This is a genomic window from Paenibacillus sp. FSL R7-0204 (genome assembly GCF_038002225.1).
Lineage (GTDB): Bacteria > Bacillota > Bacilli > Paenibacillales > Paenibacillaceae > Paenibacillus_AQ.
Window position 1 is genome coordinate 6,222,693 of record NZ_JBBOCA010000001.1, and the last position, 26,018, is coordinate 6,248,710.

The window sequence follows — 26,018 nt, forward strand, 5'->3', positions numbered from 1 at the left end:
GTAAGGCTGTGCTGTATGAAGATGTGCAACAGCTGTTATTGCGGAATCGCGCCCTCGACACCCTTGACCAGCCAGTTCATGCCAAGCACCTCTTCAAGGGTTAGCTTTTGGCCGTCCTTAACAGTTACATTGCCCTTGTTGTCCGAGATCGGTCCGGTGAATACCTCCAGCCCGCCGCTGATGATCTTGGCCTTGGCATCCTCCACCAGCTTCTTCACATCCTCGGGAACCTTGTTGCCCAGCGGTGCCAGCTCCACCATGCCGTCCGCCATATCGCCGGAATACTGCTCACTTTTCCAGGTTCCGTCCATCACAGACTGTACAGCTTTTACATAATAAGGACCCCAGTTCCATACAGGGTTGGTTAAGTAGTTGTCCGGTGCATACTTGCTCATATCCGAGTCATTTCCCCCGGCAAAAGCTCCCCGTTCCGCCGCAGCCTGAAGGGTAGCCGGTGAATCCTGATACGCCAGCAAGACATCCGCCCCTTTGTCGAGCAAGCTGATTGCCGCCTGACGCTCCGTAGCAGGGTCATACCAGGTATTCGTCCACACCACATCCACCTTAACCGCCGGATTGACACTCTGCGCACCAAGCGTGAAGGCGTTCAGATTATAGATCACCTCGCTGATCGGGAAGGCTCCCACATAGCCGAGATGGTTTTTCTTCGTCATTTTGCCTGCTGCGATCCCCGACAGATAGCTTGCCTGATAGTTTTTGCCGAAGTAAGTCCCCATGTTCTCGGCGGTCTTGTAACCGGAGGCGTGCAGGAACTTCACGTTAGGGAATTTGCCCGCCACATTCAAGGTGAAATCCATATAGCCGAAGCTTGTAGTGAACACGATATCATGGTTCTGCGCAAGCTCTGTGATGATCCGCTCGGCATCGGCGCTTTCCGGTACATTTTCAACGAAATCCGCCTTAATCCCTAACTCCTTCTCCATGTACAGACGGCCCTGATCATGCTGATACGTATACCCGCCGTCACCCGGAGGCCCGATATAGACAAAAGCAACCGTCGGCTTCTTCGCTGCCGGCTCAGTTGTTGCCGCAGCCTCGCTGCCTTCCGGTGTACTTGCCGCCGAAGGCGCCGCCGTTGCCGCTGCATCTGTATTAGACACCGTATTATTCTTCGCGCACCCCGTTAGAACCACCGCCAGCAGGAACATCGTGATGATGCTGAATTTGAATACCTGACCCCTTTGTTTCATAATTCTCCTCCTCCAGGATATCTCTCCTAATGGCTACAGCCATTAATGTATCTCTACTATACTGAGGAGCAGCACTTACGTAAATTTATATAACATAGCTTTGTATGGATGGATAAGAAGAGAAGCCGCTTTTGTGCTTCATGCACGAATTCGTCTCAAATTAAACTTAAATTATGTGATATTACCTTACGCAATTCCTTAAATTAGCGAATTCACTGTCTATTCCCGCTCCGCACGCTCCATTCTCTGCGGTACTCTCCGAAGTTCTCCGGCAGCCCGGCCTCTGCGAATGTCTGAACAGGCTCTTGCGGCAGGATGAGCCCATTATACTCCTTGGTCTGCATAATGGCAGCAATGCCCTCTTCATCGTCCAGCTCTTGAAGTTCGCGGAACAGCGTGCTTGAGAACAGGGTAGGCGGCATCATCAGCCCCTCCTGTGCACTCGTGACATAATCAAGCTCCGGGTGCTGCTCATACGACTGGATGAACCGGCGGATCCGAGCCGCTGCCACAAACGGCTGATCCGCCGCCGCAATGACCACCGCATCCGGCTGAAGCGAAGCTACAGCATTCAAGCCGCAGCGCAGTGAGAAGGACAGGCCCAAGTGGGCCGTCAGACAAGTCTCAATCCGCCGCATATTCTCCGCCTTCCCGGCCGGCGGCAGCCAGCCCAAAGGATCATCCGCGCGAACCACCACAACCAGCGGCGCAAGCCCGCAGGTCTCCAGCTCACTGAGCATCGCCGCACCGGCTGAACCCGCGCCCGCCCTGTTCAGAGAACCTTCAGAGGCCCCTGCTCCATTACTGCGGCCTGCCGCCAAAAAGATTCCGGCCACCTTCATTGTTCTCCACTCCTTTTTTTGGGCAATCTGCTCATGGACGGCTGTTATTCTCGCTCCAGCATTCTGCGGAACAGGAAGACCAGCTTCAGCTTCATGAGATCATTGATTTTTTTGAAATCGACATCCAGCAGCTCGCTGAGCTTCTCAATCCGGTAAGTGGCCGTATTGCGGTGAATGAACAGCTTCTTGGCCGTCTCGTTCACATGGCCGTCATTCTCCAGATAGACCTCCAGCGTGTGGAGCATCTCCTTAACATATTCAGGCTCCCGGCTAAGCAGTCCCCGCAGGCTGCCGCTGTAGTAACGCTCCATGGTCTCTGCCGGAATCTTGCCCAGCAGCAGATCAAGCTCCAGCTGGCGGTAATGCACCACATTTCCGTGTGCGCCCCATTGCCGGGCCATGCCCATACATTCCTTAATCTCGGCAAAAGCTTCCTTCAGCCCCTCCGGCTTCTGCTTCACACTGCTGACAGCGGCCTGCGGATAGTACCCTTTATCGAACTTCAGGTTGTCGAAGCATTCCTGAATCAACGCCCGGAACTCCTCCGGCTGGTGAGGCCCGGCCGGATACAGCGACACCAGTCCCTCTTCCACCAGGAAGTGGACCGCCTGCAGGCCATCCAGCACCGGATGCTCCGAATACTCCTCCTTCAACCGCAGCAGCTCTCCCTGCCGGGCTTCTCCCGCAGCAGCCACATCGGTAAGCAGCAGCTGAAACGGGGCCTCAAGCAGCGTAATCTCCAGCCGGAGCGCTGCCTGTGCCAGCTCAGCGTATTTCAGCCCGTCCTTCAGGAACCGCCGCAGCAGCCCGCTGAATTCCCGGTGTCCGGCCTGCTCGAAATAATCCTCCAGTCCGGTATGCATATGATAAGAAATCAGTTCTGCCCCCTGGACGAACAGACTTTCCTCCACGGGCAGCAGCAAAGGATCAATATCGCAATAATGTAGGTAACCTAGGCATTTTCCCGCTTGCAGCAGCGGAATCCGGTAGCCTGTGCCCGTGCTGAGCCGGAAGCGCTGATTGCGGGGCTGCCAGGGCCAGCCTTCCAGCAGCTCACTTTCGGTGTACCCCGAGTTATTGAATACTACCGTTCCGCGGCTACTGATTACAGCCAGCGGATAACCGATGATCTCAGAGACGGTGTCCAGCAGCGGACGGCTGCGCCCGGAACGCAAGGCAAGACGCATCAGCAGCCGCTGCTTCTCCATCATGCTCTGCAGGGTGCCCACGCTGCGCGACAGCTCCGCGCGGAACAAGCCGTTCATCTGGTCGGAGAAGGTGAACTGGAACGGCAGCTCGATCAGCGGGAAATTCAGCTGCTCCGCCTCCGCAATCAAGGGCGGCGGCACAGCCTCCCAGAACCGGCCCAGCTTAATGCCCAGCCCCGCTGACCCGCGCCGGTTCAGCATCTGCAGCAATGCCGAGGCATCCTCCGGGCTGTCCTTGATCAGATAGGCTGTGGTCAGCAGCATTTCTCCTTCCTTGATCCAGTCCGAGATATCGGGAGCATCCATGACATTGATTGATTTCACAATCCTATGCTTCCCCTTGGACCCGGCTATCAGCTTCGCTTCGGATAAAGGATAAATGGACAACGCTTCTTCCACTGTAAGATGCATAGCCACCCCTCCTTCTGAGCTTTATTATAAGTTTATTCGATTCATATGTTACTTTATGTAACATTATAGATAAAATGACCGCTGTTGGAAAGAGAAAAGTTAGAGTGGGATTAGTTTGCGTTATATAATATTACTCATAAGTAACATTCATCAGCATCGAACCTCATTCGGTCCCTTGGAGCTGCATACGGCCTACTCATCTCCTCACCGGCCAATGTATGCTGTTTATCGCATACATTCGGTGCGCTCACCCGCCACCTGCCCATTGGATGCTGTTTTTCGCACACATTCGGTCAACTCACCCCCGCACCGGCCCATTGCAATCGCTCCGTCAGCCCTCGCACCGCCCAATGTAATCGGTTTTCCGATTACAATCGCACCGTCAGCCCTCGCACCGCCCGATGTAATCGGTTTTCCGATTACATTCGCCCCGTCAGCCCTCGCGCCGCCCAATGTAATCGGTTTTCCGATTACATTCGCCCCGTCAGCCCTCGCGCCGCCCGATGTAATCGGTTTTCCGATTACAATTGGATGCTGTTTTCCACATACACTGAGCAATCAGCAAATAGCCCTGGTTCTCTTCGTTCAGAGAACCAGGGCTATAACTTTCTACTTCCATACCTCCTGTATCCAGGACAGGAGTCTCAGATCTTGTCCGTGCCCGCCGATGACGGACAACCCCAGCGGCAGTCCGCCGGGGCCGGGCACCGGCAGCGTAACCTGCGGCAGCCCGGCCAGTCCGGACAGGCAGCTGAGCATCATGGCGCTGCTGCGGCTCCGCTCCAGCTGCCCGGGTCCCGCGCCGCGCAGCGGGGCCGGACCCGGCACGGTCGGAAGGACGAGACAGCCGTCCTTCCCGAGCAGCGCCCGCAGCCGCTGAGTGATCCGGCTGCGCAGCATAGCGGCCGGGCTGTGATCCGCCCCGGCCAGCTCCGCCGCCCAAGCGAACCGGGCGGCAATATCCGGCCCGAAGACCGGCTGCTCCCGCCCGATCCACTCCCCATGGGTTGCCCAGATCTGGGCACCCTGCAGCTCGCGGAAGGCGTCCATCCAGGTCTTCAAGCCTTCAGGGGCAACCACGGCTTCAGCAGCCTGCAGCGAAGCGCCTGTCTGAAGCTTGTCCAGCCCCCGCCTCAGGTAGTCTGCACAGTCCTGCTCCACAAGCGCCCAGCCTTCCGGAGGGAAGAACATCCGGGATATTTGAAGGTCACCGGCTGACTTGTCAACCGCCTCCCCGCCGCTCTGCTCCATGCTATTTTCCATGCTCTGGGCAACTACGCCGCTGTTCGCAGACCTGAGCTGATCGCCTGCCTTCTTCCTGTTCTCCCCGCTACAGGCATCTTCGTTGCTGTCCGCATGCCCGAGCAGATCACTCTCCTTTTTCCCACTCTCCCCGCCCTGGGCCTCTCCGCCGCTGTCCACAGAACCGAGCAGAACTCGCCCCGTCTTCAGCAGCAGCTCCGTGCTTCCCGCGATCCATCCCACCGTGTCAAAAGCCGGGGCCAGCGGAATAACTCCCTCCAGGGACACCGCCCCGTGCGATGGACGATAACCGAACACACCGCAATAAGCCGATGGAACCCGGATAGAGCCGCCTGTATCCGTCCCGAGGGCAAAATCCACACTCCCCGAGGCCACCGATACCGCCGACCCGCTGGACGAGCCGCCGGGAATCCGGTTCTCCCCGTGCGGATTCACTGGCGTACCGTAATGATAGTTCTCTCCGCCAAGGCTGTACATCAGCTCATCCGTATGGGCAGCCCCCCGCAGCGTAGCTCCCGCTTCCAGCAGCCTGCGTACAGCAGCTGCATGGGAGTCCGCCGGTTCGTGGCTGCGCAGCCAGTCCGGGTTACCGGCGGAAGCGCGGTGCCCGGCCACTGCGAAGACATCTTTTACCGTGAAGGTCAGACCGTACAATACCCCATGCCCGCTGCCGGGAATCTCCAGCTCCGGGACCCGGAATGCACCGTGCCGATTATCAAGAACCATGCTGTTCCACCCTCTCCCTCCCGGACACACCGGGTCTATCTCCCTATCTCCCTGCCTCCCTATCTCCCTATCTCCCTATCTCCCTATCTACCTATCTCCCTCTCTCCCTCTCTCCCTATCTCCCTATCTCCCTATCTCCCTATCTCCCTATCTCCCTATCTCCCTATCTCCCTATCTCCCTATCTCCCTATCTCCCTATCTACCTGCCTTTCCGCCTTCCTGCCTCCCTATCTCCCTGCCACGAATTCAATCCCTCTACCACCCGATAGCCGCTCCATCAGAGCGAGGGTCCGTCCCCCCGCTGCGGTAGCCGTTACCATCAATCGAAATAGCATGGGCGTGCCCCATCACCCCGTCATAACTCTCTGCCTCACGAACCAGATGCCCCGCTTCCGCCAGCTCCGCCCGCACGGCTTCCTCTACCCGATTCTCGATCCGCAGCCCCTGAGTCGGCTCCCCCCAGGTTCTGCCCCAGACGAAGCGCGGTTCACTCACCGCAGTCTGCGGGTCCATCCCATAGTGAAGCATGCGCGTGAGCAACAGGGTCTGCGTCTGCGGCTGTCCTTCACCGCCCTGCGTGCCATAGAGATAAGCCGGCTTCCCGTCCCGGCAGGCCATCGCCGGCATCAGCGTGTGGAAGGTGCGCTTGTGGGGCTCCAGCGTATTGACATGGGCGGGATCAAGCGAGAAGAAGGACCCGCGGTTCTGAAGCAGAATTCCCGTATTCCCCGCCACAACCCCCGACCCGAATTCGAAATACAGACTCTGGATGAACGAGACTGAATTACCCTCTTCATCCACCACCGCTGCGTAAGCCGTGTCCCTTCCAACCGGTTCGCTGCTGAGAGCAAGCGCCTTACGGGGAGAAATTGCCGCCGCGAGTTGTGCCGCATAGGGCTTACTCAGCAGACGGTCCAGCGGAATGCTGCTGAAGGACGGGTCGGTGAGCACCTGGTCCCGGTCACAGAAGCTCAGCTTCAGCGCCTCAACCAGCAGATGATAATACTCATAGGAGCCGTGCCTGATCTCCGCGAAGTTAGAATGCTCCAGGATATTAAGCGCCATGAGCGCCGTGAAGCCCTGCGAGTTCGGCGGAACCTGATAGACGGTATGCCCATGGTACTCCGTCTGGAGCGGCTCTTCCCAGCTCCCCTGGTGATCCGCGAAATCATCGCGGGTCAGGTACCCGCCGGAAGCCTGCATATAATCACTGATCTCTTCCGCAATGCTCCCTTTATAAAAAGCATCCCGGCCTCCCGCCGCAAGCGTCCGCAGCGTCCCGGCCAGCTGCCGCTGCACAAACCGCTCTCCCGCCGCCGGTATCCGGCCGCCGGGAAGATACACCGCCGCCGCTTCGGGTGACAGCGCGGCTCCGGCCAGTACGCTGCCGCCATGCTGATCCGGCGACAGCGGAAAGCCCCCGGCGCTGTAGCCGATAGCCGGCTCCAGCACCTCGGCCAGGGTCAGCCGTCCATACTCCCGCTGGACGGCTGACCAGCTATCCGCCATTCCGGGCACCGTAATGGCGCTGCGCACACCCCGCCGGGGAATGGCTTCCTCCCCGGCATAGCAGTCCCGGCGGACGGCGTAGCCCGAGCGTCCGCTGCCGTTGTAAGCCCGCACGCGCCCTTCGCTGGCGCTGTACCCCAGCCAAAAGGCGTCGCCGCCGAGCCCGGTCATATGCGGGTAGACCACAGCCAGCGCCGCGCTGACTGCAACGGCCGCATCATAGGCGTTGCCGCCTTTGGCCAAAACTTGCGCGCCCGCTGCCGAGGCCAGATAATGCGGGCTGACTACCATCGTTTTCGTTCCGGTCACCGGTCCTCTACTCATGTTCAGCCTCCGCCTCCCTTCCCTGCCGCTTAAGTTAGTGTCATTTAACAGCAGGCCCGGAACCTCTGTCAACGGCTTCCGCAGGACCATACATTTGCTGCCGCTTATTTTGTGAGCCGTGCACAAACTTTAGGAGACAAGCAGGCGGATGCAGAGCGGCCTCTACGCACATCCCCTTATTTCAGGATATATTGGGACAGCACAGCCTGCACTTCATAGATATCGACCGATTTGTTGAAGGTTTTCTTCAGCGGCAGCCCCGCACCAGAGATATACAAGCACAGCTCCGCATCCAGATCGAAATGCCCCGCCGTCTCTACAGAGTAATGAGTGATGCTTTTGTAAGGAACAGAGTGGTATTCGGTTTTCTTTCCGGTCATCCCCTGCTTGTCTACAAGAATCAGCCGCTTGTCTGTAAAAATAAACATGTCCCGGACCAGCTTATAGGCGCGCTCAATCTTTTCATTCGAAGCCAGAATCCGTCCGTATTCCCGCTGCACCTCCCCCAGCTCCACCTGAGTTGCATTGCCGAGCAATCCGTTAAAAATCGCCATAACTCTCCTCTTTTCCCGCAGCCGTTATAAGGGCAGTGCCCCTTCGCCACACTCCATACTACTTGCAGTGCCATGCATTTATGTCTCTGCGGGAACAATTCTCCCTTGCTTATTTCGGGATTTTTGGTTACACTAGCTTTAAATTTATCAAAAAGGAGGTGTAGGAGAATGGATCACAATCGGACCAACAGTGTTAGCAGCCGGCTGATTAATATTATGGCTGGCGTTATTCATGCAAATCTGGACAACGGGAGAAGTCTGTCCATTTACATGAATTTAATAACACTACAACATTGTGAAATGCCTTTCTCGCCTACACTTCAACGGATATCCTAACCCGAAGAATACTCAGGCCGCGGGGAAATTTCCCTGCGGCCTTTTTATGCTGTTTTGACCGGAATCCGCAGAAGCCAAAGGACGGCGAAGGAGAGTGCATTCCTAATTAAAGGAGAAGAATAACGATGATAATCTCATGTCAAAATATCCAAAAATACCACGGTGCCCAGCTCGTCCTGAGCGATGTCACCTTCGATATCCGCCAAGGCGAAAAAATCGGTCTGATCGGCCGCAACGGCTGCGGCAAAACCACCCTCTTCCACCTGCTGAGCGGGGAGGAACGCCCGGATCAAGGGCAGCTCTCCATCCGCCGGGGCAGCGTCATCGGCCTGCTTGCCCAGATTCAGGAGGTGAACGAGAGCGACACGGTCTATGCCGTCCTTCAGCGCAGCTTTGCGGAGCAGCTCGGCTGGCAGCGCCGCCTGCGGGAGCTGGAGCTGGAGATGTCTTCCGCAGGCGCGGGCGAAGACGGGCAGGCCTGGAACCGGCTGCTTAAGGAATACGGCACCCTGCAGGAGAAGTTCGAGGCCGCAGGCGGCTATGAGCTGGAAGCCTCGATCCAGCGTGTAGCCTCAGGGCTGGGGATTGGAGCGGAGCAGTACGACCGCCGCTTCTCTTCCCTCTCCGGCGGAGAGAAGACCAAGGTAGGGCTGGCCGAGCTGCTGCTGCGCCGTCCCGACATCCTGCTGCTCGATGAGCCGACCAACCATCTGGACATGGAGGCTATCGAGTGGCTGGAGCAGTTCCTCCAGAGCTATGACGGCACGGTGCTGGCGATCTCCCATGACCGTTACTTCCTGGATGCCGTGGTGAAGAAGGTCATCGAGATTGAAGACGGGGAGGCCTTCACCTTCCATACGAACTACAGCGGTTATCAGGTGGAGAAGGAAGCCCGGCTCCTTCAGCAATTCGCTGACTACCAGGAGCAGCAGAAGAAGATCAAACAGATGCAGGAGAGTATCAAAAGGCTGATTGAATGGGGCAACCGCTCCAATCCGCCGAACCCTTCCTTCCACCGCCGTGCGGCGTCCATGCAGAAGGCGCTGGACCGGATGGTCAAGGTCAAACGCCCGATCCTGGAGCGCAAGTCCATGGATCTTCAGCTCCAGCAGGAGGACCGGACCGGCAACCAAGTCGTCATCCTGGACCGGATCAGCAAGTCTTACGGGGAGCGCAGGCTTTTCTCGGCCGCCAGCGATATTCTGAGATACGGTGAGACCACCGCACTGATCGGCGGCAACGGAGCAGGCAAAAGCACCCTGCTGAAGATCATCCTCAGCCAGGAGACACCGGATAGCGGGAGCTGTACGCTTGCTTCCCGAGCTGTCGTCGGTTATCTGGCCCAGGAAGCTGTGCCGGAAGAGGGCGGCCACTCCGTGCTGCGGTATTTCCGCGAGGAGGCCGGACTTGAAGAAGGCGAAGCCCGCAGCCAGCTGGCCCGCTTCCTTTTCTATGGCAGCGATGTCTTCAAGAGCATCACTAACCTCTCTGGAGGAGAATGGACCCGGCTGCGCTTCGCGATCCTGATGCACAAGAAGCCGAATCTGCTGATTCTGGATGAGCCGACCAACCATCTGGATATCGATTCACGCGAGGCGCTGGAGGAAGCGCTGGAGGAGTTCCCCGGCACCGTGCTGGCGGTATCCCATGACCGTTATTTCATCAACCGCTGCTTCGGCAAGCTCTGGCATATTGACGGCGGACACTTCTCCTCCTTCCCGGGCAACTACGAATACTATAAGGAAAAGCAGGCCGAAGCCGCCCAGCGGCAGGAGGTCACGCAGCCTTTCGGAGGCGGAACCGGCAAGCCCCGCTCCTTAAGCGGGCAGGTAGACCGCTCCCCTTCTGCCTCTGCCTCAGCAGGTTCGGGTACGGAATCCGCTTCCTCCCGCCGCAAGAATACAGGGGGATCACCCTCCAGTCCTGCCAGTCCGGACCGCAAGCCGCGTCCGGCAGCTTCGTGGGAGCAGGATATTGCCGCAGCGGAAGCGCAGCTTGCTCTTATCGATGCCGAGATGCTGGACCCGCAGCTGTCGAGCAATGCAGCGAAGCTGGCCGAGCTGCAAGGAATGAGAGATGCTGCGCAGCAGAAGCTCGATGACCTGTATAGCGGCTGGTTAAGCGAAGCGGAGATGTGAATTGTAGACAGACTAAATACTAAATCTAAGGTAGAGGTGACCGTAATGACATTAACCCCGGAAATTGCGAAATATTGGGAGAGTTATCTGGCGAAGCATCCGGAAGCGGCAGACAAATTCGACAGCGCCTGGGCGTTCGGCGACAATCCCCGGCTGGCAGATGAGCTGCTGGATCTGGTTCTGAGCGGAATCAAGACAGGAACCGCGCAGAATTATGAGCTGGTTGAAGCTCAAGGGCTGACCATGCCTTTTACAGGCGGGTTATCCGTCCTGCTTGACAGTAATGGGCAGCCGCGTGCGATCATCGAAACAACGAAGGTGGAGGTCGTTCCATTCGCTGAGGTAACCGCTGAATTCGCCTACTCCGAAGGGGAGGATGACCGCAGCCTTGAATCCTGGCGCTACGAGCATGAGGTGTTCTTCACCAGGGAGCTGGGGCGTGAGGGCAAGCCATCATTCGACCCGGATATGCGGGTGGTCTGCGAGACCTTCCAGCTCGTGCATATCAACAACGACTTGTAATTTCAGCATAAAAAGGCTGCTTCTTCACTTCGAAGAGGCAGCCTTCATTGTATATGTGCAGTTAGTAGTAGTGAGACTTAGCAATTGCTGCGGACGGGTCTTAGAATTTCCAGATGCCCATCATCCAGCCGATCAACGAGATCCATAAGGGAATACTGATCAGGACACCCCATACCAGGCCCGTGGCGATATTGCCCTCTGTAGGCCGGGTCATCCCCTCCTGCGCAAGCGGAAGTCTTAGCTCTTCTTGTTCCATGCGATCCCCTCCTAAAATTCTTATCGTCAAAGCAGAGGAAAAAATGTAGACCGCCAGGCCCAAAAAGAGATGTTTTCGATAAATTTTTTAGATATAAAGGCTCAGCGGACTATCATTGTAAAGGCTTACATAAATAATATTAACCAAAAAATGTATTCATAAAACTTATATACACTCTTGGTTACCTAATATATGCAGTTCTTTAGTCCAATATTACTTCTTTTTCGGGATTGTGTAAATATTGGAATAGGGTGTGCAGCTGCTCGGCCGTGTTGCGTTCCTCAGACAATTCGGGCAATGCATCCTCGGCAAAAAATCCCGCACCGCTCGTCTCCACACCACCCGCCGCTTCCCCGCCTGTAATTCTGCACAGGATAAACATTTTATAGGTATGGTATGGCTCCGGCGGATGCTGGTGGAACTTCTTATCCAGTACAGCAAGCAGACGGACCGCTTCCGCCTGGTAACCGGATTCCTCGGCAATTTCCTTCACTACTACCTCGCTTGGTGACAGGCCGATATCCGCCCACCCTCCGGGCAGTGCCCATTTTCCGTCGAGCTTCTCGTGTACGAGCAGAATTTTATTATCCTGAAAAAGTACTCCCCGAATATCCACCTTAGGTGTGCTATACCCGCCTTCGCCCGCGAAAGAGAGCCTGATACGTTCCTTGCTCTCATACGTATAGTTCGCCAGAATATCCACACTCAGCTCGCGCAGCGCCTGATAACGCTCAATATCATATACATCCTTGGCATACGCCAGCCCTGTCTGGGCAATCCCTTGAATTTCTTTGGCCCAGGTTAACCATTTCGGTTCCACAAGCACACCGCCTTCACTCGGATTTAGTTACGCTGTTTCTTCCAGCCGCTCTACTCGCACAGCATCAGGTGACGGGAGAACGCACCTTTGCGCGCCACACAACGGTCTACAATCGTAAAACCGGCCGCAGCAATCATCTCATCCACCGCCTCAATCGCCACAATGACCACTCTGTCCGCAATCCGCCGCGTATGGCTCAGAATCCCAAGCTGCTCTTCGGGGGTAATCCGTGAATACAGATTATAAGGCATATCCACGATGGCCGCATCGTAATGCTCCTGGATGTCTGCGATATCTCCGAGCGTAACAACGCTCTCGAAGCCGAAGTGAGTAATGTTCGTCCGCGCACCTGCCGCTATGAGCGGGTTAATATCACGGCCGACGACATCGATTCCCATCGACAGAGCTTCCACCATTACTGTGCCAATTCCGCAGCAGGGGTCGATCAGCTTCACACCGTGTATGCGCGGAACCGCCATATTGACCGCTGCCCGGGCTACCCGTGTGCTGAGCGCTATCGAGTAGCTGCGGGGCTTTTTCATCTGCCGGAACCAGGTTGCATTGTTCTTATGATAAGGGCCGAAGTACCAGCGTCCGCCGAGCGTAACAATCCCGTACACCAGCTCCGGATGGTTCACATCCGCCTCTCCCTCAATCCGCAGGCCGATTTCCCGCTCAATCACTCTGCGCTCACCATATTCGATTTTATGTTCAGGAGCCAGATCATTAGTCTTCACAAAAATAACCTTGAAGCTCCGCCCCGCAACCTCTACCTGCTCCGTCTGCTTGTAAATCTCCGGGAGCGTGTCCCCTTCGTACATCACATCTATCCGCTCTTTGATAAAAGGACTGCGGCTGACATCCACCTCCACCCCGCTTGCAAATATAGCCGGAGGAATCTCCCTGCCGAACAGGCAGCGCAGCTCCATCCCGCACAAAGAGGTCTCATCCGGCGAATGGGCATACGTATAAATATATATCGGTTCAACACTTGCAGGTATATTCATTGACACTACAATTTCGCTCCTGTCGCTTCCGCCGCGCCCGGCGGTTCCTTTGCTTAAACTAATTAAGTCTATCACGGTTACTGCCAGTTATCAACAGCCTGCAAGGAACTGTTTGCTAAGCTGCGCAGCTCCGGTCACCCTCTGTTGAAGGGGTAGGACAATCCTTTTTTGATCCATCGGGATATCTCCAGTATAATGAATGCATTACACTGCCGAACCTGAGCCGCAGAGACCCTCCGTTATGCCTTTCGCCGCATAAGCCGCATAATAAGGGTAGCTGTGGTATTAAGCAGCGAATTCCAAGGAGGTACATACCTACAATGTCATACAAAACTTACTTTCAGGCTGAGCGTGAAGCACAGCTTGGCGAGCTCAAGCAATGGCTGGCCATCCCCAGCATTTCAGCCCTGTCCAGCCACAAAGAAGATATCCATACCGCAGCCGGCTGGCTGGTAGAGACCCTGAAGCGTGCAGGCCTTGAGAATATCGAGCTGCACCCTACAGCCGGTCATCCGGTGGTCTATGCAGATTACCTTCACGCCCCCGGCAAGCCGACCATTCTGGTCTACGGCCATTATGATGTACAGCCGGTTGATCCGCTGAACCTGTGGACTACGCCTCCGTTTGAACCGGAGATCCGTGACGGCAAGCTCTATGCGCGCGGCGCTACAGACGACAAAGGCCAGGTATTCATGCATATCAAAGCCATCGAGGCTATTCTCAAGCAAGAGGGTACTCTGCCGGTCAACATCAAGCTCTGCATCGAAGGGGAAGAAGAGATTGGCAGCGTCAACCTGCCGCCATTCCTGGAAGCCAATCAGGACAAGCTTGCAGCAGATGCCGTCCTCGTCTCGGATACTTCCCTGCTGGAACGCGGACGCCCTGCCATCTGTACCGGACTGCGTGGTCTCTGCTCCATGGAGGTCACAGTGAACACCGCCTTGACTGATTTGCACTCCGGCTCCTACGGCGGCGGCGTTCCCAATGCGCTGCATGCGCTGGTGTCGCTGCTGAGCACCCTTCACGATGACAAGGGCCGCGTATCTGTAGAAGGCTTCTATGAAGGCGTGCCTGCCCTGTCCCCGCTGCTGCGCGAAGAATTCGCCAAGCAAGGCGTGGATGAAGACAAAATCCGGACCGCCCTCGGCCTGGAGCAATTGTACGGTGAAGAAGGTTACACCTTCGTAGAACGGGTCGGCGCGCGTCCAACACTGGAGCTGAACGGTGTATACGGAGGCTTCCAAGGCGAAGGCAGCAAGACTGTAATCCCGAAGGAAGCCCATGCCAAGATTACCTGCCGCCTGGTCGGCGACCAGGACCCGCAGCACATCCTGGATGCCGTTGAAGCTCATTTGAAAGCTAATATTCAAAAGGGTGCCAAGGTTCAGGTGAAGCAGATGGAGAAGGCACGCGCCTTCAACATCGACCCGTCGCACCCGATCCTCCAGACCGCTGCCGATGCTTACGGCAAGGTCTACGGCACCCGCGCCCTCTTCACCAAAGACGGCGGCTCCATCCCGATCATGGAGAGCTTCTCCCGCATCCTGAAGGCGCCGGTCGTCCTGATGGGCTTCGGACTCGATGACGAGAACCTGCACGCGCCGGACGAGCATTTCAACCTGGAGAACTTCGACAAAGGCCTGTTGACCCTTGTTGAGTTCCTGAAGACCGTCTAACGTCCAAGGCAGACGGCTTACCTGTCATTTCATAAAGCCAGGCCCCCGAAGGATCGGGAGCCTGGCTGCTTTTTGTTTTATTTTCGTCTATATTGGGTCCACACGCCCTCATTTTCACAACAAAAAAACCCTTGCGGACAAGGATTTCGGAAGTTAAATATGGAGCGGGTGATGGGAATCGAACCCACGCTATCAGCTTGGAAGGCTGAAGTTCTACCATTGAACTACACCCGCAACTCGAATTGAGTACAAGAAACATTGTAGCATCACTACGAATAAATTGCAACCCTATTAAATTCAGATACCGGAGGTCCGGAGGTTACGACGGCATTTCCAGCAAAGGCCTGAGGAAGGACTGCTCGAATTCAGCGGCCTTCACCGGCTTGCTGAACAGATACCCCTGGGCCTCATGGCAATGCTGCTGGCGCAGAAAGTGCAGTTGCTCCTTGTTCTCCACTCCTTCGGCGGTAACCTTGAGCTTCAAATGGTGGGCCATCGAGGTAATCGTAGAGACAATCGCAGCATTGTTGCTGTCCTCCATAACATCGGATACGAAAGAACGGTCGATCTTCAAGCGGTCAATCGGCATATTCTTCAGATAATGCAGCGAGCTGTAGCCCGTGCCGAAATCATCGATGCTGATGCATACGCCAAGTCTTTTGAGGCGGTTGAGCTGATCGAAGGCGGTCTCCTTGTCCAAGGTCATACTCTCGGTAATCTCCAAATCCACGTAGCAGGGATCCAGACCGATATCCTTCAGGATGGCATCAATTTTTCCGGCCAGATTAGGCTGCAGGAACTGGCGCATCGAGAGGTTAATGGACACGCAAATCGGATGATAGCCGGCATCCTGCCACATTTTATTCTGCAGACAGGCCGTCTTAAGCACCCACTCCCCAATGGGAACAATTAGCCCGCTCTCTTCAGCGATAGGAATGAAATCTACCGGAGAGACCAAGCCGCGTTTGGGATGGTTCCAGCGCAGCAGCGCCTCCATGCCTACAATCTCTTCTGTCTCAAGCAGGACCTGGGGCTGATAGACCAGATAGAACTCCCCCCGCTCCAGCGCCCGGCGCAGATCATTCTCCAGCTTGAGACGTTCCTTCGCCTTCATCTGCATAGCCGGAATATAGCGGCGGATCTCCACCCCCTGTTCCTTGGCATTGTGCACAGCTGTGTCTGCATTCTGTATCAACTGCTCAGCCGTATCTCCGTCCCCGGGATAGATGCTTACCCCCAGACTAAGCGAGATATGGTATTCACCCGACTCCAGACCTACCGGTGTCTCGAACAGGCGCAGCAGCTCACCCGCCCGGACCAGACAATTCTCCAGCCCTGTCCGCTCCGTCATCAGAAAAGCAAACTCGTCCGCCCCCATACTAAAGAGTTCTTCATTGACTCTAACCTCGTCCCCGATCCGCCGGGCAACCAGCTGCAGCAGCAGATCTCCTGCATAATGACCAAGAGAGTCATTGATATTCTTGAAATGGTTGATGTTCATAATGACTAGCCCCGAGAAGCCGCGGCTTTTGTCCTGCTCACTCTGGAGCACCACCTCTTCCATGCGCTGCATCAGACGGCGTCTGTTCGGAAGACCTGTCAGCTCATCGTGGTACGCCAGATAATTAATCCGTGCTTCCGCCTGCTGGTTCTCCTGGAACGGCTCCTCAATCGTCAATCTGTAGACTCCGGTCAGCAGAAGATAATACGCCGCTGCGCTGCTGAGCATCCCAAAGAGATAATCCAATTCTCCGACACTGAACAGATTCATGAAGAAGACCTGAGCCAGTGAGAAGAACACAAGGGAACGGATAATAATCAGCAGAGAGGCTGACTTTTCGCTTTTGCCCGGATAGATGATAATCGCAGCACCAAGCAAGTAGACGAACAGTATCGCCATGTTCATCAGATCTCTTGCCGTTTCTGTCCATGGTTCGTCTGCCAGCCCGGAGACAATCAGGTTGCCGAGACCAAACACAGCCAAAGACAGCAGAATCACCACAAAAGCATTCCTGAACACCTTCCCCTTGCTGCCGGTTCCTACAAGCTGGTCTTCTCTGCTGAAAATAAGCATAATCCCCAGTGCGCTGGCCAGCCGGGAGAACGTCAGGAGCCATAAGGACTGCCCCTGGCTGATATAAGGGGTGATTCCGGGAATACCTGCAAACCCGAGTACATGCAGGAAGTCAAAAATGCTCACCCCCAGGAACAATGCAGAGGTGTACAGCCTGGCCTTGGATAAACTATTAGCGAACAGCAGCCAGCCCTGGGCGAAAATCGCAAAACCGAACGCGACAGTGCAGCAGCCCAAAATAAGGTAAAAGGCCATCAGTAAATCCTTGTCCTCTATTTGGCCCAGCGGTGTACGAAAAATCTGGATCAGAAGGAATAGCGCAGCCCCCAGAATAGCCGCATGAATCGTCTTTCTCTCTTCTTGTCTCATAAGTCCCTCGCGTCTAAAAATAATATCTATAAAGTCAGATGGTTGTGTATGATGTCCTATGTATAAATATCGGCTAGACAGCTCCGTAAAGTTACATTGATCACCTACAATATTGCACGAAAGCAGCTCCGGCAGAAAAAAAGCACCTGCCTACAAATAGAGGCCAGTGCTTTCTCCTTCCAGACGGTTATTTGTCCCCGAAATTGACCTCAGGTGTTGTCAGTGTGTCATAGAAGTCAACCGCCTTATCTTTATCGGCCGAAGATCGCAGCGCCATTGCCGAGCGTGGATGCTCATCTAGCGTTCCCGTAATCATATACGGAATGATATAGCCCCACTCTTCCTTCTCCCGCAGAGGGATCATCAGGTTCTCAACGATATCCAGAACAGGCCGGAGCGTATAATTCGTGTTCTTCAGATGGGTAACCAGCAGCTCTGTAGGACAGTTGCCTGCGGCGCGGCCCATCCCATAACAGGAAGCATCCAGCAGCTCTACCCCCTTCTCGGCTGCAATCAGCGTATTGGAGAAGGCCAATTGAAGATTGTTGTGGGTATGCACACCGAGCCGCTTCTCCGGCAGATGCGTCTTGAACTTCTCTACCAGGTAATGAAAGTCATTATGATCCAGGCTGCCGTAGGAATCCACGATATAGACTACATCAACTACGCTCTCACGGATCTGCTCGAAGGCTTCCAGCAGCTCATTCTCCATCACATTGGACAGGGCCATAATATTAATGGTCGTCTCATAGCCCAGGTCATGGAATGTCTGCACCAGTTGAAGAGCCTTGTCCACATCCTTGCTGTAACAAGCCACACGGATCAGATCGAGCATGCTCTCGCTGCGTGGCAGAATATCATTCTCGTCCACACGGCCGATATCGACCAGAGCCGACAGCTTCGTATGCCCCTTTTGCGGAATAACCTTGCGCAGGAAGTCATCATTCAAAAAGCGCCAAGGGCCTGCACCCTCTGCCCCTTTGAGCAGCTTCGGCGAGTTCTTATATCCGATTTCCATATAATCAACACCGGCTTCATTCAGTCCGGCATATAATTTCTGAACAAATTCAATGCTGAAATCCCAGTTATTCACCAATCCCCCATCACGGATGGTACAATCGACAATTTTACTATGATTAGTCTTCACAATCTGTTCTCCCTTCGGGGTATCTCTTAAGTACTATGCTTATATTATCGTTCAATCATACTTTAATGAAGAAGATATTGTAAAGAAAATTTCAGCAATCTTCATATCGATTTTCGCGAACAGAAACAATGACATTAATCACAGAAAAAATGGAAGTAAAATGCTACATTACAAGAAATCATTGAGATTGATTATCAGTCTCTTTCGGAGGGATAACAATGGCTCTAACATCCTGCTCCTTGCTGCGTTTGCAACCAGGCACTACAGGCTCCATTCAAAGAATTGAAGGCATGAATCCTATCTTGCGCCGCCGTCTGGCCGATCTGGGAGTATCTGAGGGTGTAATGATCCGTCTCAAGGGTAAAGGGCCTTTCATGGGTCCGATTACGCTTGAATGCAACGGTCAGTTATTTGCTATCCGGCGGAAGGAAGCATCTATGATAGAGGTGAAGGTATCATGAGCTCTATAGCACTTGTGGGGAATCCCAACACTGGGAAAACCTCGCTGTTCAATACCCTGACTTCTTCCTACGAATACGTGGGGAACTGGGCAGGCGTTACGGTTGAGAAAAAGATCGGCAGTCTCAAGAACGGAGCCGGCAAGCTGATCGATCTGCCCGGAATCTACTCTCTTCACCCCCTCTCCCGCGATGAGGGCGTAGCCGCACAATATCTGATCGAAGAAACCCCTGAAGCGCTTATCAATATTGTCGATGCCTCGCAGTTGGAACGGAACCTGCTGCTTACGCTGCAACTGCTGGAATACGGCAAGCCGACGATCCTCGGATTGAATATGACCGATGTCGCCAAAGCACGCGGCATTCAGGTGAATCCCGACATCCTTAAGGAACGTCTCGGTGTCCCCGTACTGCCGCTGATTGCCCGGACAGGCAAGGGAACCAGTCAGGTGCTTAGCGTGCTGGAACAGCCCTCCCACATCCCGCCTGTTACCTTCCAGTTGAATTATGGCGAAATCGCTGAGGAAGCGATAGCCTCCATTGTTGCACAATTGCAGAAGACCTCTGGTCTGCCTAATCTCCGCTGGGTTGCTCTGCAGCTGATGGAGCAGAACCCGGTTATCCTTGAGCTGCTGAAGAAACGAACGGATATTTCTGGATTGCTGCTGATCGCAGATGCCGCTCAGACCCGGCTGCAGCAGGAGAAGCTTGCACTCACTCTTCCCCAATGGATTCGCTCCGTCCGCATGGACTACATCCGTAAGGTATGCGCTGACGCTATAGACTCTACCCTGCAAAAACCGCATAATCTGACTGAACGTCTGGATTCCATCCTTACCCACCGTTTTCTGGGACTTCCCCTGTTCATCGTCTTTATGTATGCCATGTTCAAAACTACCTTCGACTGGATTGGAGGCCCTTTGTCAGATCTCTTGGATGGCTTCATCGGCGGTCCGCTCAGCGATTGGACGAATTCGCTGCTGCAGACGATCGGGGCTTCGGAATTCACGCACGCACTGATCGTTGATGGTCTCATCGGTGGTGTTGGCGGCGTACTCGTATTTGTCCCGCAGATATTCATCCTGTTCCTGATGATCTCCTTCCTGGAGGATTCCGGGTATATGGCCCGTGTCTGCCTGCTGATGGACAGCACGATGGAACGGATGGGACTGAACGGCAAGGCCTTCATTCCGTTCATTATCGGCTTCGGCTGTAACGTACCGGCGATTATGGCTGCCCGGAGCATTGAACAGCCCAAAGACCGGCTTTTGACGACGCTGCTTATGCCGCTAATGTCCTGTTCCGCCCGGCTTCCGGTATATCTGCTGTTCGCAGCGGTCTTCTTCCCCGCGCAGCAGGCCACTGCCGTATTGGCTATGTATGTAATGGGTGTTGTATTTGCCCTGATTCTATGTAAGTTCTTCTCCAAGTACCTGTTCAAGAATGAGACGTCTATCTTCATTATCGAGTTGCCTCCTTACCGGATGCCGCAGCTCAAGACACTTAGCCGCAGCACCTGGGAGAAGGGCAAGGGCTTCCTGCGCAAAGCAGGGACTATCATCCTGGCCGGCTCTGTCCTGATCTGGCTGATGTCCTACGCTGGTCCTGGCGGCCTCAATGTGGACATGGATCACTCCTTCCTGGCCAAATTCGGCGGCTTCATTGCCCCGCTGCTGCAGCCGCTCGGCTTCGGGACCTGGCAGGCCGGTTCTACCCTGGTGCCCGGCTTCCTCGCCAAAGAGGTTGTGGTCTCCACCATGAACATCATCTACCATGCCCCGGATGCAGCAGGACTGGAAGGCCAGATTGCTTCAGTCTTTACACCGCTTAGCTCGATCAGCTTCATGGCCTTTATCCTGCTCTACATTCCTTGCCTGGCCACTGTCGGCGTTATCAAGAAGGAGACTGCCTCCTGGAAATGGACATTCTTCTCCATGGGTTACTCTCTGGTATTGGCCTATGCGGTGTCACTGGTGATCTATCAGGGAGGACGTTTGCTCGGATGGTCGTAGCCCCGCAGCAAGTCCAAGTTATTAAGAGAGGAAGCGATGACAGTAATGATCGTTAATATTGTGATTGTGGCGCTAATATTCGGGTATTCCGGCTGGATGATCTACCGTCATGTACAGAAGGGCAAGCAGGGAGCCTGTGCCGGCTGTGATAAAGGCAAGACCTGTCCTGCAGCAGCGATGGATTCACCTTTGTCCTGCGGCAGTACTACACTGGGCAGCAAGCGCTAGGATGCAGCTCTAGCGGATACGGACTTCATATTCTTTCGTTTAGAAACCTTGGCATGCGGGTATGTTAGTTATAAGCTTTTAACAACCAGACTATTGCCAAGGAGGAATCACCATGAACACCAAGAAGACTTTGTTTACAACGGTAGCCTTGGGAGCCGCCTACTTGCTGAAGAATAAGAATACGCGGGATAAGATTATGAATAGCGTCCAATCCCTGACTGCCCAGATGAAGGCCCGTAAATAGGCTGCCATTCCCGCAGTTATAGGAATCAGGATGCCAAGCAGCAAAGAGCCGCAGGTCTCAGGGAACTGAGAATCTGCGGCTCTTTGTCTATCAGGGGCGATTCGGCTTAGCCTTCAGGGGAGCGGCGATCCGGTTCAGCGGCAGCGCTCAGCAGATATTCCAGCAAGGTGCGGACCATTACGCCCGTGGCACCCTTAGGATTCATTCCCCGTTCCGCAGACAGAAAGGCAGTCCCTGCAATATCGAGATGTACCCATGGCAGCCCCTCGGCGAATTCTCCAATGAACAGCCCCGCCGTACTTGCAGCTCCATACCGCCCGGCAGCATTACGGAGATCCGCAACCTCGCTGGTCAGCATCTCCCGGAATTCAGGATAGACAGGCAACGGCCAGATCTGCTCCCCCGACAGCCTTGAAGCTGCCAGAAGCTCTTCCAGGAATGCTTGGTCATTCGTTACTGCCCCTGTAGCCACATCTCCCAGAATCGATACCACAGCTCCTGTCAGCGTGGCTACGTCAATGATCCTCTGCACCTCCCACTCCCGGGCATAGGTAAGCGCATCTCCCAGAATAATCCGGCCCTCCGCATCGGTATTGATAATTTCAATTGTTCTTCCACTGAGGGTAGTAATGATATCGCCGGGTTTAAAAGCATTCGCTGCCGGCATATTCTCAGCCGCAGGAATCAGCATGATCACATTGACCTTGGGACGCAAATGCCCCAGCGCATCCATGACCGCCAGGACGGCTGCGGCCCCGGCCATATCGCTGTGCATGCTCTCCATGCCCGGTGCCCGCTTCAGAGAAATACCTCCAGTATCGAAGGTAACCCCTTTGCCGACTATGCCCACTGCGTTCTCCCATTGATTCGTTCCTTGATAGCGGATAACAATCATCCGGGGAGGATTCACACTGCCGCTGCCGACCGCAAGCAATCCGCCCATTCCCTTAAACGCAAGCTCCCGTTCATCCAGCACTTCAGCCGGAAGTCCGTGCCGTTCAGCGATTTCAATAGCGGCCACCGCAAGACCCGACGGAGTCAGCAGATTCCCCGGACGGTTGGTCAAATCACGGGCAAGGTTAACAGCCTCCCCGAAAGCCTGCCCCCGCTTGATCCCCTGTCTCCAGGCTTCCTCTTCTGCTGCTTCGCTCTTGCCTTCCATACGCAGAAGTACCGTATCTATACCCGGGTAGGCTGCCTGTTCCAACTTATATTGCCTTCTGTGATACGACCCCAGAACTAGCCCTTCTGCGATGGCCTGGCCGGCCTTCTCTGCCTTCAGCGCCCCAGCCCGCCCGCCTAGTGCCACCGGTATCTGCACAACGAGCGCAGCAGCCTTCAGCCTGTAAGCCGCCTTGGCGGTCTGTGCCATCAGTTGCCGAAGCTCGTGCATACCCATCTGGCCCTTTCCGCATCCGGCCAGAATGACCACAGGCTGCTCCATTACGGGCAGGATATACACTTGCCCCAGCTTGCCGCTGAACAGGCCCGCTGCGGACAATAGGCGGACTCGCGCGGCCCAGTCCGCCGGAAGTCCTTCTCCCTGTACCTGTGCCTCTGAGATCATTAGACATGCAGCCTCTCCTCGCGCCATTGCTACACTGGCATCACTGCTCCATTCAAAAATCAAACCTCATCCCTCCGGCAGACGCAGATAAGGCTGATCTCCTGCACTTGTTGGTGCTTTGCAGGAATCAGCCCTTACATATTGATTATAACCCGTATGCACTCCACCGAGAACAACGGGCTTAAGATAAGCATTAATGAGTAAGCGGAAGGGAAATGACGAACCGGGTTCCTTCATTCAGCCGGCTGCTGACCGAGATGCAGCCGCCATGATTCTTGATGATCCGGTCACTGACGGAGAGTCCGAGTCCCGTCCCATTCTCCTTCGTGGTGAAGAACGGATTGAACAGTCTGTCAAGCGTGCAGATATCCATTCCCTTACCGTTGTCAGAGATGAAGATGCGCACCTCTGTTCCTTCTTTACGTGCGCCTACCTCAATCCGGCCTACAGAATCATCCACCCGCTCCGAGATCGCTTCCATCGCATTTCTGATCATATTCAGCACAACCTGCTTCATTTGCTTAATATCCCCTGAGATGACCAGGTCTTCCTGGAGCATCTGCAAGTTGATCTGGCAGCCCTTCATCAGCGCCTCGCTCTCTGTCAGCAGGACCACTTCCTTCAGCAGGGCAGAGACAGGAATCATGCTGATCTGCGGCACAGAAGGCTTGGAGGAAGTCAGAAATTCATGAATAATGTCATTGGCACGGTCAATCTCCGCTAATATAATCTTCGCATATTCTTCTTTGCCAAGCAGATGCAGATGGGGATGAAGCAATTGGATGAACCCCCGGATAGCTGTCAGGGGATTGCGGATCTCGTGGGCAATGGAGGCCGATAACCGGCCCAGCATGGCCAAGCTGTCATTCTGGTAGGCCGTCTGTTCAATCAGCTTGTAATCGGAGATCTCTTTGAATGTGAACAGGTAGCTGCCCTTCATCTCCTCTCCGCTGGACAGGGTTGCGCGCCAGTACCGTCCATATTCATCCACGAATTCATAGCTTGGCTTACCTTTGAGCACCATTTCACGGTAACTACGGAGCACCTGCTTCTTCTTGAAGCGGCTGAGCTGAATATGGGATAACAGATGATGCAAGGTGCAGCCCAGAAGAGAGTGACGGTTAAGCTCCAGAATGCCGTACATCTGCTTATTGACGAAAGTCAGCACACCCTCATCATCAAAAAGCAGAATCCCGCTGTCGATGTGCTCCAGCACATCCTCAAATGTGGTATCCATCGGACCAGTTTGAAACGTTCTTGCCGATAATAGCAAGCTTTCCTGATATTGGCTTATCACGATACGAAGTTCCCCCTTTTACTGCAATTGACGAAGACGCTTAAGCGACATCAAATTACTATGTATCTGAGTATATGACGAAGCCGCCAGAACATTCGAAAATCGTATTGTATTATCCAACCGTTTCAACTATATTCCAATCATATCCAAGAGAAGAAGACAACGCAATCAGAGAATCTGTCGAATGACAAAAATATTCTTAAAATGATTCTTAAGACACATTTAAGTGTGAGGGGAATGATTTGTTTCCTGCAAATACATTGAAAAGAGCCCCCGCCATGTGGCGGGAGCTCACTAATTTATAACATGATGGTGGCAGGATCTAAAAAAGATATTCAAGCCTTCTGCTGGAGACGGTGACGCCGCTGGCTCATAACAGCCAGACGCTTCTTCAGCTCACGTTCCCATTTGGAGTCACCGATCTGTTTGGCAACTGCCAGCAGGTCCAGCGACATATCGATCTGGCTGCGTATGATCGCGAGCGGGTCCTCGCTCTCCATATTGATGACGTTCTCGAAGATCGCTTCCTCTTCCTCCATCACATAATCCTGGAAATCCACATCCGTGACGCCGTCGCCATGGGCATATTCCGCCAGAATTTCATATTCATTCTCGACTTTGTAATGTACCTCTACCCGGTGGCATACCGGACAAAAAAGCAGGGGAACATTATGGACTTGCGTGCGATAATGCTTTAGGGTCCCCTTCGTTCCAACCATACTCGCTCCACAGCAAAAGCTCATTTTTGTTCACCCTCCTTGAGTGTTGTCGTTGATTTGATTTCCTATTAGTATATTACAAAGCAGCAGGAGAGATTCCTCCCCTTACAAGCTATATATTAACCTTTATGCCCATTTTCAAACGTCTGCCCTTATCTCAAGTGGAAACGGCTTTGCCGTCCTTTTAAAGGACGGTACCGTTTCAGCGAGAAAGATAAGGATAATTATAGTGCGAAGCATATACATTCTTATCTTTTTGCAAAAAACCTCCTTGAAGGGAATAATGCTTCCCGCAAGGAGGTCCTCTTAGTATATCAAAGATCGCGGCTCATGAGGTCCGGAAGCTTACAGGTTCTTGTCGCCTGGTTTCCAGTTCATAGCGCACAGCCCGCCGGATTGGAGAGCCTGCAGCACACGCAATGTCTCTTCAACGCTGCGGCCTACATCATTGTGGTTAACAACCTGATACTTCAGTTCACCTTCAGGATCGATGATGAACAGTCCGCGCAGCGCAATGCCTTCTTCTTCAATTAGGACGCCATAATCGCTGGCAACCTTCTTCGTGATGTCAGAAGCCAGTGGGAAATTGATCTGGCCAAGGCCGTTCATATCCTTAGGAGTAGACAACCAAGCCTTGTGGCTATGGATGGAGTCGATGCTCACACCTAGAATCTCTGTATCAAGCTCTGCGAAATCCGCAGCAGCATCACTCAAGGCTGTGATTTCAGTTGGACATACGAAGGTGAAATCAAGCGGATAGAAGAAGAATACAAGCCATTTGCCGCGATAGTCGGACAAGCTTACCTTACCGAAATCCTTACCGTCGCCTGTTACTGTCTCCATGAAGAAGTCAGGAGCGGGTTTACCTACCAAACGTTCTGCCATTGCTTAAATCCTCCTTTTGATTATGTAAGAAAAACAGCTACCGGACCGTTGCCGGATGCAATATGCTTTTCTTGATTTTATGGGATGGTTACATTCTTACGGGTACAGACCAAATGTTATCATCGTACAAAATCAAAGTCAATATTACATTGATTACTTTTTTATAATAATTATAAATAAGCAACATTTTGTGAAGTTTTTCTTCATTCTGCGTC

23 protein-coding genes and 1 tRNA gene are annotated in these 26,018 nt (G+C 54.2%); 7 read left to right on the plus strand and 17 right to left on the minus strand.

Features of this window, described 5'->3' with window-relative positions; all coding sequences use genetic code 11:
- Positions 1-35: 35 nt before the first annotated feature.
- The 7 genes from MKX42_RS26860 to MKX42_RS26890 form a co-directional block, all read right to left on the minus strand.
- The gene (locus MKX42_RS26860) at positions 36-1,211 is read right to left on the minus strand and encodes a BMP family ABC transporter substrate-binding protein (protein WP_340755984.1); all 1,176 of its coding nucleotides are present in this window, start codon (positions 1,209-1,211) and stop codon (positions 36-38) included.
- Positions 1,212-1,423: 212 nt separating this feature from the next.
- Positions 1,424-2,053, minus strand: a complete 630-nt coding sequence (locus MKX42_RS26865; RefSeq protein WP_340755985.1) for an NTP transferase domain-containing protein — start codon at positions 2,051-2,053, stop codon at positions 1,424-1,426.
- A gap of 44 nt (positions 2,054-2,097) precedes the next feature.
- Positions 2,098-3,672, minus strand: coding sequence for a PucR family transcriptional regulator (locus MKX42_RS26870; RefSeq protein WP_340755986.1), 1,575 nt, complete (start codon positions 3,670-3,672; stop codon positions 2,098-2,100).
- A 225-nt stretch (positions 3,673-3,897) separates the two neighbouring features.
- Positions 3,898-4,230, minus strand: coding sequence for a hypothetical protein (locus MKX42_RS26875; RefSeq protein WP_340755987.1), 333 nt, complete (start codon positions 4,228-4,230; stop codon positions 3,898-3,900).
- Between the two features lie 51 nt (positions 4,231-4,281).
- Positions 4,282-5,661: an amidase family protein gene (locus MKX42_RS26880; protein WP_340755988.1), complete on the minus strand. Its 1,380-nt coding sequence runs from the start codon at positions 5,659-5,661 to the stop codon at positions 4,282-4,284.
- Between the two features lie 255 nt (positions 5,662-5,916).
- Positions 5,917-7,494, minus strand: a complete 1,578-nt coding sequence (ggt, locus tag MKX42_RS26885; RefSeq protein WP_340755989.1) for a gamma-glutamyltransferase — start codon at positions 7,492-7,494, stop codon at positions 5,917-5,919.
- Positions 7,495-7,670: 176 nt separating this feature from the next.
- Positions 7,671-8,048, minus strand: coding sequence for a PH domain-containing protein (locus MKX42_RS26890; RefSeq protein ID WP_340755991.1), 378 nt, complete (start codon positions 8,046-8,048; stop codon positions 7,671-7,673).
- 461 nt (positions 8,049-8,509) lie between these two features.
- On the opposite strand from MKX42_RS26890, the gene abc-f reads away from it, so the two are divergent.
- Positions 8,510-10,522 (plus strand): ribosomal protection-like ABC-F family protein, encoded by a 2,013-nt coding sequence (abc-f, locus tag MKX42_RS26895; protein WP_340755993.1) that lies wholly within the window; start codon positions 8,510-8,512, stop codon positions 10,520-10,522.
- Positions 10,523-10,567: 45 nt separating this feature from the next.
- Complete coding sequence (locus tag MKX42_RS26900) at positions 10,568-11,044, plus strand: ASCH domain-containing protein (RefSeq protein ID WP_340755995.1); 477 nt, start codon at positions 10,568-10,570, stop codon at positions 11,042-11,044.
- 100 nt (positions 11,045-11,144) lie between these two features.
- On the opposite strand, the gene MKX42_RS26905 is transcribed toward MKX42_RS26900, so the two are convergent.
- From MKX42_RS26905 to MKX42_RS26915, 3 genes are all read right to left on the minus strand, one after another.
- Complete coding sequence (locus MKX42_RS26905) at positions 11,145-11,300, minus strand: hypothetical protein (protein ID WP_156949647.1); 156 nt, start codon at positions 11,298-11,300, stop codon at positions 11,145-11,147.
- A gap of 202 nt (positions 11,301-11,502) precedes the next feature.
- Positions 11,503-12,120 (minus strand): NUDIX hydrolase, encoded by a 618-nt coding sequence (locus MKX42_RS26910; protein ID WP_340755997.1) that lies wholly within the window; start codon positions 12,118-12,120, stop codon positions 11,503-11,505.
- 50 nt (positions 12,121-12,170) lie between these two features.
- On the minus strand, positions 12,171-13,127 hold the full coding sequence (locus MKX42_RS26915) for a TRM11 family SAM-dependent methyltransferase (RefSeq protein WP_340757845.1): 957 nt from the start codon (positions 13,125-13,127) through the stop codon (positions 12,171-12,173).
- Between the two features lie 320 nt (positions 13,128-13,447).
- On the opposite strand from MKX42_RS26915, the gene MKX42_RS26920 reads away from it, so the two are divergent.
- The gene (locus MKX42_RS26920; RefSeq protein ID WP_340755999.1) at positions 13,448-14,803 is read left to right on the plus strand and encodes a dipeptidase; all 1,356 of its coding nucleotides are present in this window, start codon (positions 13,448-13,450) and stop codon (positions 14,801-14,803) included.
- Between the two features lie 160 nt (positions 14,804-14,963).
- Here the strand turns inward: MKX42_RS26920 and MKX42_RS26925 are convergent.
- The 3 genes from MKX42_RS26925 to MKX42_RS26935 all read right to left on the minus strand — a co-directional run bounded on the left by MKX42_RS26925 (position 14,964) and on the right by MKX42_RS26935 (position 18,393).
- Positions 14,964-15,037, minus strand: a tRNA-Gly gene (locus tag MKX42_RS26925).
- An 85-nt stretch (positions 15,038-15,122) separates the two neighbouring features.
- The gene (locus tag MKX42_RS26930) at positions 15,123-17,246 is read right to left on the minus strand and encodes a putative bifunctional diguanylate cyclase/phosphodiesterase (protein ID WP_340756001.1); all 2,124 of its coding nucleotides are present in this window, start codon (positions 17,244-17,246) and stop codon (positions 15,123-15,125) included.
- Between the two features lie 187 nt (positions 17,247-17,433).
- Positions 17,434-18,393 carry an aldolase catalytic domain-containing protein gene (locus MKX42_RS26935; RefSeq protein WP_179090501.1) on the minus strand — a complete coding sequence of 320 codons (960 nt, stop codon included), beginning with the start codon at positions 18,391-18,393 and terminating at the stop codon, positions 17,434-17,436.
- A gap of 218 nt (positions 18,394-18,611) precedes the next feature.
- Between MKX42_RS26935 and MKX42_RS26940 the strand changes: the two genes are divergently transcribed.
- The 4 genes from MKX42_RS26940 (at position 18,612) to MKX42_RS26955 (ending at position 21,335) form a co-directional block, all read left to right on the plus strand.
- Positions 18,612-18,854: a FeoA family protein gene (locus tag MKX42_RS26940; RefSeq protein ID WP_036696155.1), complete on the plus strand. Its 243-nt coding sequence runs from the start codon at positions 18,612-18,614 to the stop codon at positions 18,852-18,854.
- Positions 18,851-20,863, plus strand: coding sequence for a ferrous iron transport protein B (gene feoB, locus MKX42_RS26945; protein ID WP_340756003.1), 2,013 nt, complete (start codon positions 18,851-18,853; stop codon positions 20,861-20,863). The genes MKX42_RS26940 and feoB overlap by 4 nt, the downstream gene beginning before the upstream one ends.
- Before the next feature lie 36 nt (positions 20,864-20,899).
- Positions 20,900-21,091 (plus strand): FeoB-associated Cys-rich membrane protein, encoded by a 192-nt coding sequence (locus tag MKX42_RS26950; RefSeq protein ID WP_340756005.1) that lies wholly within the window; start codon positions 20,900-20,902, stop codon positions 21,089-21,091.
- 112 nt (positions 21,092-21,203) lie between these two features.
- Positions 21,204-21,335 (plus strand): hypothetical protein, encoded by a 132-nt coding sequence (locus MKX42_RS26955; protein WP_339222935.1) that lies wholly within the window; start codon positions 21,204-21,206, stop codon positions 21,333-21,335.
- Positions 21,336-21,441: 106 nt separating this feature from the next.
- Here MKX42_RS26955 and MKX42_RS26960 read toward each other — a convergent pair whose 3' ends face one another.
- The 4 genes from MKX42_RS26960 to MKX42_RS26975 form a co-directional block, all read right to left on the minus strand.
- Positions 21,442-22,965 (minus strand): leucyl aminopeptidase, encoded by a 1,524-nt coding sequence (locus MKX42_RS26960; RefSeq protein WP_340756006.1) that lies wholly within the window; start codon positions 22,963-22,965, stop codon positions 21,442-21,444.
- A 130-nt stretch (positions 22,966-23,095) separates the two neighbouring features.
- The gene (locus MKX42_RS26965) at positions 23,096-24,199 is read right to left on the minus strand and encodes an ATP-binding protein (RefSeq protein ID WP_340756007.1); all 1,104 of its coding nucleotides are present in this window, start codon (positions 24,197-24,199) and stop codon (positions 23,096-23,098) included.
- 335 nt (positions 24,200-24,534) lie between these two features.
- Entirely contained in the window at positions 24,535-24,942 is a 408-nt protein-coding gene (locus tag MKX42_RS26970) for a hypothetical protein (RefSeq protein ID WP_036727687.1), read from the minus strand.
- A 321-nt stretch (positions 24,943-25,263) separates the two neighbouring features.
- Positions 25,264-25,803: a peroxiredoxin gene (locus tag MKX42_RS26975; RefSeq protein ID WP_036727686.1), complete on the minus strand. Its 540-nt coding sequence runs from the start codon at positions 25,801-25,803 to the stop codon at positions 25,264-25,266.
- Positions 25,804-26,018: the final 215 nt, after the last annotated feature.

Excerpts from the sequence above, each read along its gene's own strand:
- MKX42_RS26860 (WP_340755984.1), bottom strand. The coding sequence starts at position 1,211 with ATGAAACAAAGGGGTCAGGTATTCAAATTCAGCATCATCACGATGTTC.
- MKX42_RS26865 (WP_340755985.1), bottom strand. The coding sequence starts at position 2,053 with ATGAAGGTGGCCGGAATCTTTTTGGCGGCAGGCCGCAGTAATGGAGCA.
- MKX42_RS26870 (WP_340755986.1), bottom strand. The coding sequence starts at position 3,672 with ATGCATCTTACAGTGGAAGAAGCGTTGTCCATTTATCCTTTATCCGAA.
- MKX42_RS26880 (WP_340755988.1), bottom strand. The coding sequence starts at position 5,661 with ATGGTTCTTGATAATCGGCACGGTGCATTCCGGGTCCCGGAGCTGGAG.
- ggt (WP_340755989.1), bottom strand. The coding sequence starts at position 7,494 with ATGAGTAGAGGACCGGTGACCGGAACGAAAACGATGGTAGTCAGCCCG.
- MKX42_RS26890 (WP_340755991.1), bottom strand. The coding sequence starts at position 8,048 with ATGGCGATTTTTAACGGATTGCTCGGCAATGCAACTCAGGTGGAGCTG.
- abc-f (WP_340755993.1), top strand. The coding sequence starts at position 8,510 with ATGATAATCTCATGTCAAAATATCCAAAAATACCACGGTGCCCAGCTC.
- MKX42_RS26900 (WP_340755995.1), top strand. The coding sequence starts at position 10,568 with ATGACATTAACCCCGGAAATTGCGAAATATTGGGAGAGTTATCTGGCG.
- MKX42_RS26905 (WP_156949647.1), bottom strand. The coding sequence starts at position 11,300 with ATGGAACAAGAAGAGCTAAGACTTCCGCTTGCGCAGGAGGGGATGACC.
- MKX42_RS26915 (WP_340757845.1), bottom strand. The coding sequence starts at position 13,127 with ATGAATATACCTGCAAGTGTTGAACCGATATATATTTATACGTATGCC.
- MKX42_RS26920 (WP_340755999.1), top strand. The coding sequence starts at position 13,448 with ATGTCATACAAAACTTACTTTCAGGCTGAGCGTGAAGCACAGCTTGGC.
- MKX42_RS26930 (WP_340756001.1), bottom strand. The coding sequence starts at position 17,246 with ATGAGACAAGAAGAGAGAAAGACGATTCATGCGGCTATTCTGGGGGCT.
- MKX42_RS26940 (WP_036696155.1), top strand. The coding sequence starts at position 18,612 with ATGGCTCTAACATCCTGCTCCTTGCTGCGTTTGCAACCAGGCACTACA.
- feoB (WP_340756003.1), top strand. The coding sequence starts at position 18,851 with ATGAGCTCTATAGCACTTGTGGGGAATCCCAACACTGGGAAAACCTCG.
- MKX42_RS26950 (WP_340756005.1), top strand. The coding sequence starts at position 20,900 with ATGACAGTAATGATCGTTAATATTGTGATTGTGGCGCTAATATTCGGG.
- MKX42_RS26955 (WP_339222935.1), top strand. The coding sequence starts at position 21,204 with ATGAACACCAAGAAGACTTTGTTTACAACGGTAGCCTTGGGAGCCGCC.
- MKX42_RS26970 (WP_036727687.1), bottom strand. The coding sequence starts at position 24,942 with ATGAGCTTTTGCTGTGGAGCGAGTATGGTTGGAACGAAGGGGACCCTA.
- MKX42_RS26975 (WP_036727686.1), bottom strand. The coding sequence starts at position 25,803 with ATGGCAGAACGTTTGGTAGGTAAACCCGCTCCTGACTTCTTCATGGAG.